At 74.6% G+C, this 15922-nt stretch carries 15 protein-coding genes; 5 read left to right on the forward strand and 10 right to left on the reverse strand.

The features are described from left to right. Window position 1: 1 nt before the first annotated feature. Complete coding sequence (locus BJP25_RS23925) at window positions 2-1141, reverse strand: GuaB3 family IMP dehydrogenase-related protein (protein ID WP_075977244.1); 1140 nt, start codon at window positions 1139-1141, stop codon at window positions 2-4. Window positions 1142-1196: 55 nt separating this feature from the next. After that, complete coding sequence (gene guaB / locus BJP25_RS23930; RefSeq protein WP_075977245.1) at window positions 1197-2708, reverse strand: IMP dehydrogenase; 1512 nt, start codon at window positions 2706-2708, stop codon at window positions 1197-1199. A gap of 102 nt (window positions 2709-2810) precedes the next feature. Here guaB and BJP25_RS23935 point away from each other — a divergent pair, with 102 nt between their 5' ends. Further along, window positions 2811-3278, forward strand: coding sequence for a DUF5319 domain-containing protein (locus tag BJP25_RS23935; RefSeq protein WP_158075710.1), 468 nt, complete (start codon window positions 2811-2813; stop codon window positions 3276-3278). A gap of 149 nt (window positions 3279-3427) precedes the next feature. Here BJP25_RS23935 and BJP25_RS23940 read toward each other — a convergent pair whose 3' ends face one another. The 5 genes from BJP25_RS23940 to BJP25_RS23960 all read right to left on the reverse strand — a co-directional run bounded on the left by BJP25_RS23940 (window position 3428) and on the right by BJP25_RS23960 (window position 8065). Beyond that, window positions 3428-4432 (reverse strand): anti-sigma-D factor RsdA, encoded by a 1005-nt coding sequence (locus tag BJP25_RS23940; protein WP_084794443.1) that lies wholly within the window; start codon window positions 4430-4432, stop codon window positions 3428-3430. A gap of 1 nt (window position 4433) precedes the next feature. After that, window positions 4434-5006 carry a sigma-70 family RNA polymerase sigma factor gene (locus BJP25_RS23945; RefSeq protein ID WP_075977246.1) on the reverse strand — a complete coding sequence of 191 codons (573 nt, stop codon included), beginning with the start codon at window positions 5004-5006 and terminating at the stop codon, window positions 4434-4436. Window positions 5007-5555: 549 nt separating this feature from the next. Next, window positions 5556-6152 (reverse strand): response regulator transcription factor, encoded by a 597-nt coding sequence (locus BJP25_RS23950; protein ID WP_018682728.1) that lies wholly within the window; start codon window positions 6150-6152, stop codon window positions 5556-5558. Window positions 6153-6240: 88 nt separating this feature from the next. Further along, window positions 6241-7125 (reverse strand): hypothetical protein, encoded by an 885-nt coding sequence (locus tag BJP25_RS23955; protein ID WP_075977247.1) that lies wholly within the window; start codon window positions 7123-7125, stop codon window positions 6241-6243. Continuing rightward, the gene (locus BJP25_RS23960; RefSeq protein WP_233158233.1) at window positions 7118-8065 is read right to left on the reverse strand and encodes a MerR family transcriptional regulator; all 948 of its coding nucleotides are present in this window, start codon (window positions 8063-8065) and stop codon (window positions 7118-7120) included. The genes BJP25_RS23955 and BJP25_RS23960 overlap by 8 nt, the downstream gene beginning before the upstream one ends. 296 nt (window positions 8066-8361) lie before the next feature. Here BJP25_RS23960 and BJP25_RS23965 point away from each other — a divergent pair, with 296 nt between their 5' ends. Continuing rightward, window positions 8362-8664: a WhiB family transcriptional regulator gene (locus BJP25_RS23965; protein WP_075977248.1), complete on the forward strand. Its 303-nt coding sequence runs from the start codon at window positions 8362-8364 to the stop codon at window positions 8662-8664. 118 nt (window positions 8665-8782) lie between these two features. Here the strand turns inward: BJP25_RS23965 and groL are convergent, their stop codons facing one another. Together groL and groES are read right to left on the reverse strand one after the other, a co-directional pair. After that, window positions 8783-10402, reverse strand: coding sequence for a chaperonin GroEL (groL, locus tag BJP25_RS23970; RefSeq protein WP_075977249.1), 1620 nt, complete (start codon window positions 10400-10402; stop codon window positions 8783-8785). A 75-nt stretch (window positions 10403-10477) separates the two neighbouring features. Continuing rightward, the gene (groES, locus tag BJP25_RS23975) at window positions 10478-10771 is read right to left on the reverse strand and encodes a co-chaperone GroES (RefSeq protein ID WP_026316263.1); all 294 of its coding nucleotides are present in this window, start codon (window positions 10769-10771) and stop codon (window positions 10478-10480) included. 192 nt (window positions 10772-10963) lie between these two features. Here groES and BJP25_RS36335 point away from each other — a divergent pair, with 192 nt between their 5' ends. Continuing rightward, window positions 10964-11530, forward strand: a complete 567-nt coding sequence (locus BJP25_RS36335; RefSeq protein ID WP_269844575.1) for a GNAT family N-acetyltransferase — start codon at window positions 10964-10966, stop codon at window positions 11528-11530. Here BJP25_RS36335 and BJP25_RS23985 read toward each other — a convergent pair. Next, window positions 11520-12419 carry a patatin-like phospholipase family protein gene (locus BJP25_RS23985; RefSeq protein ID WP_075977250.1) on the reverse strand — a complete coding sequence of 300 codons (900 nt, stop codon included), beginning with the start codon at window positions 12417-12419 and terminating at the stop codon, window positions 11520-11522. The two genes, BJP25_RS36335 and BJP25_RS23985, sit on opposite strands and share 11 nt — an antisense overlap. 146 nt (window positions 12420-12565) lie before the next feature. Here BJP25_RS23985 and BJP25_RS23990 point away from each other — a divergent pair, with 146 nt between their 5' ends. Further along, the gene (locus BJP25_RS23990; RefSeq protein WP_075977251.1) at window positions 12566-14089 is read left to right on the forward strand and encodes an alkaline phosphatase D family protein; all 1524 of its coding nucleotides are present in this window, start codon (window positions 12566-12568) and stop codon (window positions 14087-14089) included. A gap of 99 nt (window positions 14090-14188) precedes the next feature. Then, on the forward strand, window positions 14189-15922 hold a 1734-nt coding region (locus BJP25_RS23995; RefSeq protein ID WP_075977252.1), incomplete at its 3' end, for an N-acetylmuramoyl-L-alanine amidase.

Genomic DNA, 15922 nt, shown 5'->3' on the forward strand with positions numbered 1-15922 from the left:
CTCAGCCGCGCACGGTCAGGCCGACCCGCTGGAACTCCTTGAGGTCGGAGTAGCCGGTCTTGGCCATCGCCCTGCGCAGCGCGCCGAACAGGTTGACCTGGCCGTCGGCCTCGCCGGACGGGCCGAACAGCAGCTGCTGGAGCGGGATGCCGGTCTCCTCGGCCACCGGCAGCACCCGGCTGCGCGGCAGCGACGGGTGCGCGGCCGCGGCGGTCCAGTACAGGCCGCCGCCGGGGGCCTCGGCGGCCGCGGCCAACGGCGCGCCCAGCATCACCGCGTCGGCGCCGCAGGCGATCGACTTGGCGATGTCGCCGCTGGTGTGCACCTCGCCGTCGGCGATGACGTGCACGTACCGGCCGCCGGTCTCGTCGAGGTAGTCGCGGCGGGCGGCCGCGGCGTCGACGATCGCGGTGGCCATCGGCACCCCGATGCCCAGCGCGGCGTCGGTGGAGGTCACGCCGTCGACGTGGCCGTAGCCGACGACCACGCCCGCCGCGCCGGTGCGCATCAGGTGCATGGCGGTGCGGTAGTCGTGCGCGCCACCGGCGATGACCGGGATGTCCAGGCCGCCGATGAAGCTCTTGAGGTTCAGCGGCTCGCCGTCGCCCTTGGCCACGTGCTCGGCGGAGACGATCGTGCCCTGCACCACCAGGATCTCCACGCCCGCTGCGATGAGCAGCGGGGCCAGCGCGGCGGCGTTCTGCGGGCTGACCCGCGCCGCGGCCGTCACCCCGGACTCGCGCACCTGCCGGACGGCCTCGGTGACCAGGTCCTCCTGGATGGGGGCGGCGTGCAGCTCCTGGAGCACGCGCACCAGCACCGCCGGGTCCTCGCCCTTGTCCGCGGCCTCGACCAGCCGGGCCAGGGCGGCCTCGGGGTCGGTGTGCCGGGCCCACACGCCCTCGGCGTTGAGCACGCCGAGCCCGCCGAGCTTGCCCACCGCCACCGCCGCCGCCGGGGAGACCACCGCGTCGGTCGGGTGCGTGACCAGCGGGATGTCGAACCGGTAGGCGTCGATCTGCCACGTGGTCGCCACGTCGGAGGACGAGCGGGTGCGCCGCGAGGGCACGATCTCCACGTCGTCGAGGCCGAACGCCCGCCGGGCCGTGCGGCCCATGCCGATGTCGACGAGATCCCGCATGGGGCGTAGTCCTTCCTGCGACCCGCCGGGGCGGGTACCGATCAGACCGCTGGGCTCAGCGGGTGGTGTAGTTGGGCGCCTCGACGGTCATGGTGATGTCGTGCGGGTGGCTCTCCTTGAGGCCCGCGGCGGTGATCCGGATGAGCTGGGCGCGCTGGAGGTCGGCGATGGTGCGCGAGCCGGTGAAGCCCATGCCCGCGCGCAGGCCGCCGACGAGCTGGAACACGACCTGCGACAGCGGGCCGCGGAAGGGCACCCGGCCCTCGATGCCCTCGGGCACCAGCTTGTCGTCGGAGAGCACGTCGTCCTGGGCGTAGCGGTCCTTGGAGTAGGACTTGGCCTCGCCGCGCGACTGCATCGCGCCCAGCGAGCCCATGCCCCGGTAGGACTTGAACTGCTTGCCGTTGACCAGCACCAGGTCGCCGGGGGCCTCGGCGGTGCCCGCGAGCAGGCTGCCGAGCATGACCGCGGAGGCGCCCGCGGCGATGGCCTTGGCGATGTCGCCGGAGTACTGGATGCCGCCGTCGCCGATGACCGGCACCCCAGCGGCGGCGCAGGCCTGCGCGGCCTCGTGGATGGCGGTGATCTGCGGGACGCCGACGCCCGCCACGACCCGGGTGGTGCAGATGGAGCCGGGGCCGACGCCGACCTTGACCCCGTCGGCGCCAGCGTCGACGAGGGCCTGGGCGCCCGCGCGGGTCGCCACGTTGCCGCCGACGACGTCGACGGCGTCGCCGAGCTCCTTCTTGAGCCGGGAGACGATGTCGAGCACCGCCCGGGAGTGCCCGTGCGCGGTGTCCACCATGAGCACGTCGACGCCCGCGTCGAACAGCGTCATGGCCCGCTTGTAGCCGTCCTCGCCGACGCCCACCGCGGCGCCGCACACCAGGCGGCCGTCCGGGTCCTTGGTGGCGCTGGGGAACTGCTCGGTCTTGACGAAGTCCTTGACGGTGATGAGCCCGCGCAGCTTGCCGTCGCCGTCGACGATCGGCAGCTTCTCCACCTTGTGCCTGCGCAGCAGCCCCAGCGCGGCCTCGGCGGACACGCCGACCTGGGCGGTGATGAGCGGGGTCCTGGTCATGACCTCCGACACCGGCCGGGAGTGGTCGACCTCGAAGCGCATGTCCCGGTTGGTGATGATGCCGACCAGGGTGCCCTCGGCGTCGGTCACCGGCAGCCCGGAGATCCGGTACCGCCCGCACATGGCGTCGACCTCGGCGAGGGTGTCGGTGGGCGAGCAGGTGACCGGGTCGGTGACCATGCCCGCCTCGGACCGCTTGACCGTCTCGGCCTGCCGCGCCTGCTCCTCCACCGACAGGTTGCGCTGCAGGATGCCGATGCCGCCCTGGCGCGCCATCGCGATCGCCATGCGCGCCTCGGTGACGGTGTCCATGGCCGCCGACAGGATCGGGATCCGCAGCGTGACGTTGCGGGAGACGCGCGTGGAGGTGTCCACCGTGCTCGGGATCACATCGGACTGGGCGGGCTGGAGCAGCACGTCGTCGAAGGTGAGGCCGAGGGTGGCGAACTTGGGCGGGATTCCGTCAGCGTTGAGTTCGCTGGTCATGGTGGTTCGCGGGCCTTCCTGCACAGCTGGCGTGTGGGGCGCGGCCGGGGTGGGCCACCCCGCCGTGGACCCGCGGGAGCGCCCCCGCGGCACGGTCACCCCATGGTATCCGGGGGACACTGCCCCGGTCGGCGGGTACCGTGCGTGCTCGTGCCGCATGACCTACCCCCAGACCCGCAGCGCGGCGACGGTCTGCCCCCGGACCCCTTCGCCGGGGACCCGCACGACCCTGCCCGCGACCTGCTCGACGACGACCACGACCACGACGACGACCGCCCCATGACCCCGCAGGAGCGCGAGGACCTGGTGGGCGACCTGTCCGACCTGGCCGTCTACCAGGCCCTGCTGGAGCCCCGCGGCGTCCGCGGCATCGTCGTCGACTGCGGTGAGTGCGACGAACCCCACTACCACGACTGGGCGCTGCTGGCGGCCAGCCTCAAGCAGCTGCTCGACGACGGCCGCATGCGCCCGCACGAGCCCGCGTTCGACCCCGACCCGGACGCCTACGTCAGCTGGGAGTACTGCCGCGGCTACGCCGACGGCGTCACCGCCAGCGAGAGCGCCAGGTAGCGCGCCAGGGGACCCCAGGACGGCGGAGGGGCGGAACCGCGACCGCGGTTCCGCCCCTCTCGTCCGTTCTCGGGCAGGTGGCTGTGCGCCGGAAAGCGAACGGGCCGGCACCCCCGTGGGGGGGGCACCGGCCCGTCAGCGCGGGGGTGTCAGCCGGGCAGGCCCAGCGGCACCTCGTTCACCACGGCACCCTCCGTGCCCGACCCGCCGGTCTCGCCCTTGGGCGACTCCTCGGTGGGCGTGCTCGGCTCGGTGGTGGTCGGCGGCGCCTCGGTGGTCGTCGACGGCGGCGGCGGGGTGGTGGTCGTCGACGGCGTGCTCGGCTGCGTGGTCGACGGCTTGGTCGTCGGGTCGCTGGCCACCGGCGGCGTCGTGGTCACCGGGGCGACCGTGGACGGCGCGGGCAGCGGCGGCGGGGTGGCCGGGCCCGCGGCGGGCGGGCTCAGCAGCGACACCAGGTCGGCGTGCTTGAGGGCCAGCTCGCCGTGGCCGTCCTCGTTGCTGATCGACGGCAGGCCCTTCTCGGCCTCGTCCAGCTTGTCCTTGGCCTCGGCCAGCCTGCCCTGGTTGATCGCGGCCTGGGCGATCTCCAGGTCGTTGCGCACCGAGGCGGCGGCCTCGACGGACTTGGCGTGGTCGGAGTAGAGGACCTTGGTCAGGCTCCACAGCGTGTCGCCGGGCTGGGCGTCGCGGGCGGCCAGGCCCGCGCCGGTGAAGGCGATGGCCAGCACGGCGGCCGCGGCGGCGAAGGGCACCAGCAGCCGGGGCTTGCGGTGCCCGCGCCGGGTGCGCGCCTGCAGCACGGTGGCCTGGGCGAGCTGGGTGTCGACCAGCTCGCCGATGGGCTCGGCGTCGACCTCGTCGCGCCAGGAGGTCAGCAGCGCGGCCAGCTCGTCGTCGCCGAAGTCGTGCTCGGCGCGGTCGGGCTCGCGCAGCGCGGCGCCGAGCGCGTCGAGGAAGGCGTCGTCGGCGTGCACCAGCGAGATGTCCACGGCGCCGTCGTCGTCGACGAAGTCGTCCGGGTCGGCGGCCTCGAAGGCCGTGCGGCGGTCGCCACCGCCGAACACCACCGGGGTCACGTTCGACCTCGGTCCGGCGCCGGACGCGGTCCCGTCCACCGCCGCGCGCTCGTCGCGCTCGCCCTCGTCGGGCATTTCAGACCACCTCCTCCGCTGACAGAGTCTTGCGCAACCTGGCAAGTGCCCGGTGCTGGGCCACCCGAACCGCGCCGGGCGTGGACCCGACCGCTTCGGCCGTCTCCTCCGCCGAGAGCCCCACCACGACCCGCAGCACGACGATCTCGCGCTGCTTGTCCGGCAGGACCGCCAGCAGCTCGCCCATCCGCCTGGACAGCTCGCCCTGCATGGCCCGCTGCTCGGGACCGGCGTCGCTCTCCGGCCCATCCGGGACATCGGCCACCGGCTCCGATCGGTTACGCGAGGAGGCCCGGTGCGCGTCGGCGACCTTGTGCGCGGCGATGCCGTACACGAACGCCAGGAAGGGACGGCCTTGGTCGCGGTAGCCGGGCAGCGCCGTCAACACCGCGAGACACACCTCCTGGGCCACGTCGTCCGCCGAGGCGTACGAGCGCTCCTGCCTTCCGACACGGGCGCGGCAGTACCGCACCACCAGGGGGCGGACCGACGCGAGCACGCGCTCGATCGCCCGAGGGTCTCCCTCGACCGCGGCGCTCACGGACGCGTCCAGTCCGTCCCCCAATGTGGTCATCGCAGAATGCAGCCCTGGTGTTACTCGTCGGGTCAACGTGGCAGCTCCGGGGGTGGTCGGACCACACCCGGTGTCCACCGTACCGCCCGGCTGCGCGCCGATCGGGGCGCCGAGGTGCCGCGCGGGTGGCGCGGGGGCGGGTGGTCGAGCGGCCCGCGGCGGTGGCGCGGGCAACGGCGTGACGGACAACACGGTAGCTGCCTTCCCCAAACCGGTGGGACGGGGGTCGCCGCGCGCCGGGCACCGGGGGTGCCGGGTCCGCGCAGGTCGTGGTGGTGGCGACCGCCGCAGGGGGACCGAGGTCGTCGGCGCCCCGGCCGGTCCGCGGGACCGGTCCGGGGTGGGTCTGGCGGGGTCTGGCTCGGTGGAGCTGTGTCTGGCGGGTGGGGCTGGGTCTTGTGGTGCGGGGTCTGGCGGGTGGAGCGGTGGGGACGGGGACGCACGACGAGCCGTGCGGGCCTGACTCCCCTCAGGCACGCACGGCTCGCCGCCGACGCGGGTGACCGCGCTGGTCGTCGACCAGCGGCCGGTCGCTGACCAGCCGGGCGGCTAGGACACCAGGCCGCGGCGGAAGCCGTGCGCCACGGCCTGCGCGCGGTCGCGCACGCCGAGCTTGCGGAACAGCCTGCGGGCGTGGGTCTTCACGGTGTCCTCGGACAGGTAGAGCTCGCGGCCGATCTGGCCGTTGCTCTTGCCCTGGCTCATGCCGCGCAGCACCTGCAGCTCGCGGTCGGTGAGCTGGACCCCGGGGTCCGAGGGCTGGCGGGGTGCGGGCACCGAGGTGCTGGCCAGCGTGTGCGCCAGCGCCGCGACCAGCTCGGGGCGCGAGGCGTCCCAGCGCAGGTAGCCGCGGGCACCACCGGCGATCGCGGCGGCGATGCTGCCCGCGTCGTCCGGTGCGCCGAAGACGATGACGTTGGCCTGGGGGTTGGCGGAGACGAGCCTGCGCGTCGCCTCGACGCCCGTCGGCACGGCGCGCTGCGTGCCGACCAGCACGACGTCCACCGGCTGGCGGGAGAAGCGGGCGAGCAGCTCGTCACCGTGCGCTACGCAGTCGATGCGACTGACCCCGGGGACAGCGGACATGACACGGGTCAATCCCTCGCGCACGCTGCGCCGGTCGTCGCAGATCAAGACCGTCGTCACGGGGACTCCTTCCTGCAGCCGAGTGACGTTCCATATCCCCTATCGGACGCCGGCCCCCGAACCTTGACACGATGAGGTGGTAAATCTGTCAACGAATCCGCCAACCCACCGGTTCGCCCTCGTCACCCGTCCGGAGCAACGGTTGAATCACGAGGTCAGGTACCCACGGTGAGTCCGCGGCGAGCTGCCTGCCGCGCGCGTCGGAGTGTCGCAACACACAGTGAAGCAGCGCCGCGGCGGCCCGCCGGTGCTCGTCGGCGGCCGGCGGCTCGACATCGGCCATGACCAGGTGGCACGGCCAGCCGAGGGGCGCGAACCCGCCGCGGCGGGCCTCGTCCAGGGCTGCGCTGAGCAACGGCCGGGCCCCCGCAGCGTCACCGGAAGCGGCCAGCACCGCTCCGAGCACCATCGCCGACTTCGCCCGGTGCCGCGCCGAGCCGCTGCCCGCCGCCAGCTCGTGCGCGACCGCCGCCGGGGCCCGCGCCTCCCGCGGCCTGCCCGCCCCCAGCGCGGCCTCCGCGGCCAGCCAGCCGCGCCGGATCCGCCCGCGCCACCCCGGGTCCGGGCCGCGGGCCTCCTCGGCCAGGAGCCTGCGCACCTGGTCGGCGCGCCCCAGGCCGACCGCGTCGGCGGCGAGCCCGAGCAGGACGTCGGAACGCGCCTCGGGCAGCCGCGGGTGGTCCGCGGGGACGCGGGCCAGGGCGGCCAGGCCCCGCCCGTCCAGGACGCGGGCGGCGGCGTGGGCGCCGAGCTGGCGGCGGTGCGAGGCGGCGGTGGCGGCGGCCAGCGCGGCCAGCAGCGGGTCGCGGCCGGTGAGCAGCGGGCCCAGCCGGGCCAGGGCGGCGGCGTAGTGCCCCCGACCGCCCAGGGCGACCCCGGACGCCCAGGCTTCCTCGGGGGTGCGGGGCGGTCGGAACGGGTCTGCGCTGGGTGCGTCGCCGAAGGCCGCTTCCCACAGTCCGGGGTCACTCACGGGGGGAGTGTGCGACACCCGGTGACACCGTGACCACGCGGGCGACGACGTCACCCACACCGGCGAGGTGTTCCACCCTGGGCGACAGGCCCTCCCCCGCCCAGCCCGGGCCGCCCGCGACCACCAGCGGCCGGGGCCGGGCGGCGGGCAGCGCGCGCAGCACCGACGGGTCGGCGTGCGCGGTCGCGTGCGCCCAGACCACGACCGCGGCGGGCGCGGTGCGCCGGACGGCGGCGACCAGCGCGGGGACCGGGACGGCCGCGCCGAGGGTGCGCACCGCGACCCCGCGCTCGGCCAGCGCGGCCCGCAGCACGTGCAGCGGCAGCCCGTAGCGCTCGCCCGGCGCGCAGCACAGCAGCACCTCGGCGGGCCCGGCGACCCGGGGCGTGGCCCGCACGAACTCGGTGAGCACGCACTCCGCGAGCAGGTGTGCCACCTCGGTGCCGCGGTCGGCCGGGTGCGCCCAGCCCACCCCCACCGCGGCCAGCACCGGGCCCACCAGCTCGTCCCACACCCACAGCGCCCCGCGCCCGGCCAGCGCGGCGGCGAGCGCCCCGCCCACCGCGGCGTCGTCCATCGCCAGCACGGCCCTGGCGAGCGCGGCCACCTCCGGCCCGCCCCCGGGCGGCGGAGCCGCGCGGGACTGGGCGGGCACGGGCGGGGCCGGGTCGGCCAGGGCGGCCGGGTCGTCGGCCACCCGCAGCGCGTAGCCCGCCGCCTCGGCGGGGGTGGCGCCCTTGAGCAGCGCGCGCCGCATCAGCTCCAACCTGGCCAGGTCGGCGGCGGTGTAGCGGCGGTGCCTGCCGGTGGTGTGCCCGCGCGGGCCCAGCCCGTAGCGGCGGTCCCAGGTGCGCAGCGTCGCGGGCGCCACGCCCAGCCTGCGGGCGACGGCGGCGACGGGCAGGGTCGGCTCCGGCACCGGGGGCGGTGGCGCGGGCACCGACTCTCCGAGGTCCCGGGACGGGGGTTCCGGCGGCACCCACCCATCGTCGGGTGACGCCTGCCGGTCGGCAACCGGACGGACGAACACGCTGCGTCAACCGGGTGATGCCGATCGGCTGAACCCGCAGACCGATGAGTCGATCACCCTTGAACAAGCCGTGGCGCGCTTCTAGCGTGTAACCCGCTGAACCGAATGGAGTAGTCGACCGCTGCCGGACGGTGCACAGCGCAAGACCCGCGCCCGCGAGCCCCCGCGGCCGCGGACCCGTGTGAACGAGTTCTTTGGAGGCGGCGATGGCGGACACCCGCAGGCTCCCCGGTCCGAACGCCGACGTGTGGGACTGGCAGCTGGACGGCTCCTGCCGGGGCATGGACAGCGCCTTCTTCTTCCACCCCGACGGCGAGCGCGGACCCGCGCGGGCCCGGCGGGAGGCCAAGGCGAAGGCGATCTGCCACTCGTGCCCGGTGCTGGCGCTGTGCCGCAGCCACGCGCTCGCGGTGCACGAGCCCTACGGCATCTGGGGCGGGCTCTCGGAGTCCGAGCGCGAGGCGATCATCAAGACGGACAAGCGCTCACTGGCCTCGGCCACGCGCTGAGCGGGCGCCCCGGTCCGGTCGGAGGGGACCGGGGGCGCGCGAGCACCCGCGGACGCGGCGAAGGCCCCGACCAGGAGTCCTGGTCGGGGCCTTCGCCGTGCTCTGGCCGGGGGTCCGGTCAGTGGCCGTGGCCGTGCCCGTGGCCGTGACCGGCGTCGGGCTCGTCCACCTTCTTCTCCACGACCGCGCTCTCGGTGGTGAGCACCATGCGGGCGATGGAGGCGGCGTTGGCCACCGCGGAGCGGGTGACCTTGACCGGGTCGACGACGCCGTCGGCGAGCAGGTCGCCGTAGGTGAGCTTGGCGGCGTTGAAGCCCTGGCCCCAGGGCAGCTCGCGCACCTTGTTCACCACGACCGCGCCCTCCTGGCCGCCGTTCGCGGCGATCCAGAACAGCGGCGCGGACAGCGCCTCGCGCAGGATGGCGACGCCGGTGGCCTCGTCACCGGTGAGGCCCAGGCCGCCGTCGAGCTCCTTGGCGGCCTGCACCAGCGCGGACCCGCCGCCGGGGACGATACCCTCCTCGACCGCGGCCTTGGTGGCCGCGACCGCGTCCTCGATGCGGTGCTTGCGCTCGGCCAGCTCGGTCTCGGTGGCCGCGCCGACCTTGATCACCGCGATGCCGCCGGAGAGCTTGGCCAGCCGCTCCTGCAGCTTCTCGCGGTCCCAGTCGGAGTCGGTGGCCTCGATCTCCTTGCGCAGCTGCTCCACCCGGCCGTCGATGTCGGCCTTGGTGCCCGCGCCGTCGACGATGGTGGTGTCGGAGTTGGTGACCACGACGCGGCGCGCCGAGCCCAGCGACTCCAGGCCCGCCTCGGACAGCTTGAGGCCGACCTCGGCGGAGATGACCTGGCCGCCGGTGACGATGGCGAGGTCGTCGAGGAAGGCCTTGCGGCGGTCGCCGAAGAACGGCGCCTTGACCGCGACGGCGCGGATCGTCTTGCGCAGCGAGTTGACCACCAGGGTGGACAGCGCCTCGCCGTCGACGTCCTCGGCCACGATGAGCAGCGCGCGGCCGGACTGGGCGACCTTCTCCAGCACGGGCAGCAGGTCGTTGAGGGAGGAGATCTTCTCCCGGTGCAGCAGGACGTAGGCGTCCTCCAGCACGGCCTCCTGGGCCTCCAGGTCGGTGGCGAAGTGCGCCGACAGGTAGCCCTTGTCGAACTGCACGCCCTCGGTGACGACCAGCTCGGTGGCCAGCGTGGAGGACTCCTCCACGGTGATCACGCCGTCCTCGCCGACCTTCTCGATGGCCTCGCCGAGCAGCGCCCCGATCGAGGCGTCGCGGGAGGACACGGTGCCGACCTGGGCGATGTTGTCGCGGCCCTTGACCGGGGTGGCCTTGGCCTTGAGCGACTCGACCACGGCGTCGGCGGCGGCCTGGATGCCCCGGCCGATGCCGGTCGGGTTGGCGCCCGCGGCGACGTTGCGCAGGCCGACGCGCACCAGCGCCTGGGCGAGCACGGTCGCGGTGGTGGTGCCGTCGCCCGCGACGTCGTTGGTCTTGGTGGCGACGTTCTTGGCCAGCTGCGCGCCGAGGTTCTCGAAGGAGTCCTCCAGCTCGATCTCGCGCGCGATGGTGACGCCGTCGTTGGTGATGGTCGGGCCGCCGAACTTCTTGGCGAGCACGACGTGGCGCCCGCGCGGGCCCAGGGTCACCTTGACCGCGTCGGCGAGCTTGTTCACACCGCGCTCGAGCGCCCGGCGGGCGTCCTCGTCGAAACTGATCTGCTTGGGCATTGCTCCCTCTCCGTCCACGCGAAACGCCCCGGTGGCCCCGGTGGGGCGCCGGGGCGCTCAGCGTGCTGGGTGGTCTTAGTTGATGACGGCCAGCACGTCGCGGGCGGAGAGGATCAGGTACTCCTCGCCGTTGTACTTGACCTCGGTGCCGCCGTACTTGGAGTAGATGACGACGTCGCCGACGGCCACGTCCACCGGGACGCGGTTGCCCTTGTCGTCGATGCGGCCCGGGCCCACGGCCAGGACCTTGCCCTCCTGGGGCTTCTCCTTGGCGGTGTCCGGGATGACCAGGCCGGAGGCGGTCGTGGCCTCGGCCTCGCTCGCCTGGACGACGATCTTGTCCTCGAGCGGCTTGATGTTGACGCTCACCGCTGTGACCTCCACGGGTCGTCGAAAGCGTTGGCAGGATTGACTTACGGCTCCTGCCACCCCGCCGTCGCGGGTGCCGGGGCGACACCGGTGCCGTGCGACTAGCACTCTACCCACGCGACTGCTAACGCTGCAACGTGCCCCGCCGCACCGTGTCGCGCACCCGCCCGCCGGGGGCGGGATGCTGGGGTGGTGACCCACGTGATCAGGCAGGCCGTGCCCGCCGACTTCCCCAGGCTACGGGAGGTCGAGGTGCTGGCGGGGGCGGCGTTCCGGGACGTGGGGATGGCGTGGGTGGCCGAGGACGAGCCGCCGTCGGCGGAGGTGCTGGGGCGGTTCGCGGCGGCGGGGCGGGCTTGGGTGTGCGAGGTGGCGCGGGCGGGTGGGCACGACACAGCGGGGGTGGGCGGGCAGGGCACAGCGGTGGTGGGCGGGCGGGGCACAGCGGCGGCGGGCGGGCAGGGGACGGTGGGGGCGTACCTGCTGGCCGAGCGGGTGGACGGGCGGGTGCACGTGGCGCAGGTCAGCGTGGACCCGGCCTACCGGGGGATGCGGTTGGGGGCCGCGTTGATCGACCACGTGGACGACGGGGGCGGGATCACCCTGACGACCTTCGCGGACGTGCCGTGGAACGCCCCGCACTACCGGCGGCTGGGGTTCCGGGTGGTCGAGGCCACCGGGGGGCTGGCGCTGGTGGTGCGCCGGGAGGCGGCGCTGGGGCTCGACCCGGCGACCCGGGTGTGCATGATCAGGCCTTGAGGGCGGTGCGGACCGCCTCGCGGCCCGCGTGGACGGCGGCGGCGAGCAGGTCGGTCTTCCTGGTGAGCCTGCCGACGAGGGGGGCGTCGGCGGCCGGGCGGATCTCCAGCACGGCGGGGTGGTCGGCCAGGGCGGCGTCGTCCTCGGCCTGGCGGCGCTCCCTGGCCTGCCAGGAGGACAGGGCGCCGGGGGCGGCCCGGTTGAGGTAGGCGGTGACGACCTTGTCCTCCAGGGCGGAGGGCGGGCCCGCGGTCCAGCCGGTCTGGCGGGTGCGCAGGACCAGGACGTCGGTGCAGCCCGCGGCCAGCGGGGTGCGGTACGGGATGGCCTCGGCCAGGCCCGCGTCGACGTAGCGGGCGCCGCCCAGCTCCACCGGGGGTCCCGACAGCAGGGGCAGGCCGGTGCTGGCGCGCATGGCGAGCTGGAGGGTGCGCTGGTCGGTGATGTGCGGGTGCAGGTCGACCGAGCGGCCGGTGGCGGTGTCGGTGGCGAGCGGGTGGTAGGTCGTGGGGTTGGCCAGCACCGCGGCGAAGTCCATCGGGATGGCCTCGTAGACGTCCTGGATGAGGGTCCTGGTGTCGACCACGGGCCCGAGCCGCAGGGCGCGCCAGGGGTTGGTGACGCGGCGGATCACCGCCGGGTCGTCCCAGCCCATGAACTCCGGGGTGGCCTGGCCCGCGAGGAACCAGGCGGCGTTGAGCGCGCCCGCCGACGAGCCGTAGACGGCGTCGAAGCAGGCCGAGTAGCCCAGCTCCTGCAGGGCGAGCACCATGCCGCCGCCGAAGGCGCCCCGGCTGCCGCCGCCCTCCACCGCCAGGGCGAGGGTGCGGCCGTCCGCGCGGGTGCCCGCGGCGCGGCGGGCCCGCAGGAGTTCGAGGACCTGGTGCACGGCGCCGAACCTACGGGACGGGTGACCCGCGACCACCCGCAGGACGCACAAGGCTCACCAAACCCTCACCCGGAAGTGGGTCGCAGGTCACCCGAGTAGGGCGAACATGGTGAACCGGTAACCGTGCGCGTACCGGAGGTCCCTCGATGTTCCCCACCCGCCGCTCCGTCCTGTTCGGTGGCGCCGCCGCCGTCGGGCTCACCGCCGTCGGCCTGCCCGCGCTGGCCGCGACCGCCCCCCGGCGGCTCGCCGACCCGTTCACCCTCGGCGTGGCCTCCGGCGACCCGACCGAGGACGGGGTGGTGCTCTGGACCCGGCTGGCCCCGGACCCGCTGGCCCCCGACGGCCACGGCGGCATGCCCAACCGGGTGATCCCGGTGCAGTGGCAGCTCGCCGCGGACGAGCGGTTCACCCGGGTCGTGCGCGCGGGGGTGGGGTTCGCCCGCCCGGAGGCGGCGCACAGCGTGCACGTCGAGCCCGCGGGGCTGCGGCCGGGCACCGAGTACTTCTTCCGCTTCCGCGCCGAGGGGCACCTGTCCCCCACCGGGCGCACCCGCACCGCCCCCGCCGCGGGCACCCTGGGCGCGCTGACGATGTGCTTCGCGTCCTGCTCGCACTACGGCGAGGGTTTCTTCACCGCCTACCGCAGGCTCGCCGAGGACCAGCCCGACCTGGTGCTGCACCTGGGCGACTACCAGTACGAGTACGCCGCCAAGGCCGCCGACGTGCGCCCGGTCGCGGGCCCGGAGACGCGCACGCTGGCCGACTACCGGCTGCGGCACGCGCAGTACAAGACCGACCCGGACCTGCAACTGGCGCACGCCACCGCGCCCTGGCTGGTGGTGTTCGACGACCACGAGGTCGAGAACAACTGGGCGGGCGACACCCCCGAGGCGCCGGACCCGCAGTTCCCCGCGCGCAAGGCCGCGGCGTTCCAGGCCTACTACGAGAACCTGCCGCTGCGCCGCTCCGCGCGGCCCACCGGGGGCGCCATGCAGCTGTTCCGGCGGGTGCGCTGGGGCTCCCTGGTCAACTTCCACATGCTCGACACCCGCCAGTACCGCGACGACCAGGCGTGCGGCGACGGCACCAGGGTCGACTGCGCCGAGCGGCTGGACCCGAGCCGCTCGATCACCGGGGCGGCGCAGGAGCGGTGGCTGCTCGACGGCCTGCGCACCTCCCGCGCCCGCTGGGACGTGCTGGGCCAGCAGGTGTTCTTCGCCCAGCGCGACCTGACCGCCGGCGACAAGCAGGGCTTCTCCATGGACGCCTGGGACGGCTACAAGACCAGCAGGGACACCATCGCCGCGGGCCTGGGCACCGCCCGCAACGGCGTGGTGCTCACCGGCGACGTGCACCGGCACTGGGCGGGCGAGGTCAAGCTGAGCTACGACGACCCGGGCTCGCGCGGGGTGGCCACCGAACTGGTGACGACCTCGATCACCTCGACCGGCGACGGCGACGAGAGCACCAACCAGGCGGTGCTGGCCGAGAACCCGCACCTGCGCTTCTACAAGAACCGCCGGGGCTACGTCCGGACCCGGTTCACCCCCTCCGAGCTGCGGGCGGACTTCCGGGTGCTGCCCTACGTGCGCACGGCGGGGGCGCCGGTGCAGACGGCGGCCGGCTTCGTCGTCGAGGACCGGGTGCCGCTGCTCAACCGGGTGTGACGGGGGTAGGGGTCACGTCCTGTGGATAGCCGATTGACGCAGCGGCGCGGCACGCAGGAGAGTTGAGCCACTCCAGCAGCCGCCCAGGAAGGCCGTCCCGTGTCCCGCAAACTGGCCCTGACGCTCACCGCGCTCGCGGTGGTGGGTGCCACCGCGCCCGCCACCGCGGCGCCGCCGCACCCCGCCGCGAGCGGCCGCCAGGCCGCCTACCGGGCGGCCGCCGCCGAGCACGGCGTGCCGGAGAAGGTGCTGCTCGCCGTGTCGTACCTGGAGAGCAGGTGGGACACCAACGGCGGGCAGCCCAGCACCGCCGCCGGGTACGGCCCCATGCACCTCACCGACCTGGAGACCGCGAACGCGGGCGCGCTCGGCCTGCACCACAACGAGGGCACCGAGGACCCGCGCGGCGACAGCGCGCGGCCCGCGCTGGCGCCCGAGCCCGCCGAGGTGGGCGGGGTCGTGGCCTCGCTGCACACCGTGGACCTGGCCGCCCGGCTCACCGGGATCGACAAGGCCAAGCTGCGCTCGGACGCCACCGCGAACATCCGCGGCGGCGCGGCGCTGCTGGCGCACTACCAGCAGCAGCTGGGCGGCAAGCGCACCACCGACCCGTCGGCCTGGTACGGCGCGGTGGCGCGCTACTCCGGGGCCACCGAGCGCGGCGCGGCCGCGGCGTTCGCCGACGAGGTGTTCTCCGTGCTGTCCTCCGGCGCGGCGCGCACCACCGACGACGGGCAGCCGGTGTCGGTGGCGGCCTCCCCGGTGAACCCGGACAGGTCCGCCCTCGACCGGATGAACCTGACCACGGCGGCCGCGGCGGCGGTGGAGTGCCCCACGGGGATCTCCTGCGGGTCGGTGCCCGCGCCCTACCAGCAGATCGACGGCGGGTACGGCAACCACGACCTGTCCAACCGGCCGGTCAACCAGAAGGTCGACTACATCGTCATCCACGACACCGAGGCCACCTGGGCCACCACGCTGCAGCTGGTGCAGGACCCCACGTACGTGAGCTGGCACTACTCGCTGCGCTCCAGCGACGGCTACATCGCCCAGCACGTGCCGACCAAGGACGTGGCCTGGCACGCGGGCAACTGGTACGTCAACGCCAAGGCGATCGGCCTGGAGCACGAGGGCTTCGCCGCGCAGGGCACCTGGTTCACCGAGGCGATGTACCGCACCTCGGCGAAGCTGGTGCGCTACCTGGCCAACAAGTACCGCATCCCGGTCGACCGCCAGCACATCCTCGGCCACGACAACGTCCCGGGCACGGTTCCCTCCACGGTGGCGGGCATGCACTGGGACCCGGGCCCCTACTTCGACTGGTCGCACTACTTCGACCTGCTCGGCGCCCCCTTCCGCGGTGACGCGGGCGCGCCGAACGTGGTGACGGTCAAGCCGGACTTCGCCACCAACAAGCCCGCCTTCACCAACTGCGACGGCAAGGGCAACCCGTGCGCGCCGCGCAGCTCCAGCTCGGTGGTCCTGCGCACCCAGCCCAGCGACACCGCGCCGCTGCTCAAGGACGCGGGCATCAACCCCAACGGTCCGTCCACGATGCGGGTCTCGGACGTCGGCAGCCGGGTGGACGCGGGCCAGCACTTCGTGGTCTCGCGCCGCTCGGGCGACTGGACGGCGATCTGGTACCTGGGCCAGGAGGGCTGGTTCCGCAGCGCCAACGCCATCCCCGGTCGCGGCGCGGTGGCCACGCCCAAGGCGGGCGTGCAGAGCATCCCGGTCTACGGCCGGGCGTACCCGGAGGCCTCGGCCTACCCGGCGGGCGTGGACGTGCAGGCGGTGACGCCGTTGCAGTACACCCTGCCCGCGGGGCAGTCG

This window comes from Actinokineospora bangkokensis (assembly GCF_001940455.1).
Lineage (GTDB): Bacteria > Actinomycetota > Actinomycetes > Mycobacteriales > Pseudonocardiaceae > Actinokineospora > Actinokineospora bangkokensis.

Excerpts from the sequence above, each read along its gene's own strand:
- BJP25_RS23925 (WP_075977244.1), bottom strand. The coding sequence starts at position 1,141 with ATGCGGGATCTCGTCGACATCGGCATGGGCCGCACGGCCCGGCGGGCG.
- guaB (WP_075977245.1), bottom strand. The coding sequence starts at position 2,708 with ATGACCAGCGAACTCAACGCTGACGGAATCCCGCCCAAGTTCGCCACC.
- BJP25_RS23935 (WP_158075710.1), top strand. The coding sequence starts at position 2,811 with ATGGTATCCGGGGGACACTGCCCCGGTCGGCGGGTACCGTGCGTGCTC.
- BJP25_RS23940 (WP_084794443.1), bottom strand. The coding sequence starts at position 4,432 with ATGCCCGACGAGGGCGAGCGCGACGAGCGCGCGGCGGTGGACGGGACC.
- BJP25_RS23945 (WP_075977246.1), bottom strand. The coding sequence starts at position 5,006 with ATGACCACATTGGGGGACGGACTGGACGCGTCCGTGAGCGCCGCGGTC.
- BJP25_RS23965 (WP_075977248.1), top strand. The coding sequence starts at position 8,362 with ATGGCGGACACCCGCAGGCTCCCCGGTCCGAACGCCGACGTGTGGGAC.
- groL (WP_075977249.1), bottom strand. The coding sequence starts at position 10,402 with ATGCCCAAGCAGATCAGTTTCGACGAGGACGCCCGCCGGGCGCTCGAG.
- BJP25_RS23990 (WP_075977251.1), top strand. The coding sequence starts at position 12,566 with ATGTTCCCCACCCGCCGCTCCGTCCTGTTCGGTGGCGCCGCCGCCGTC.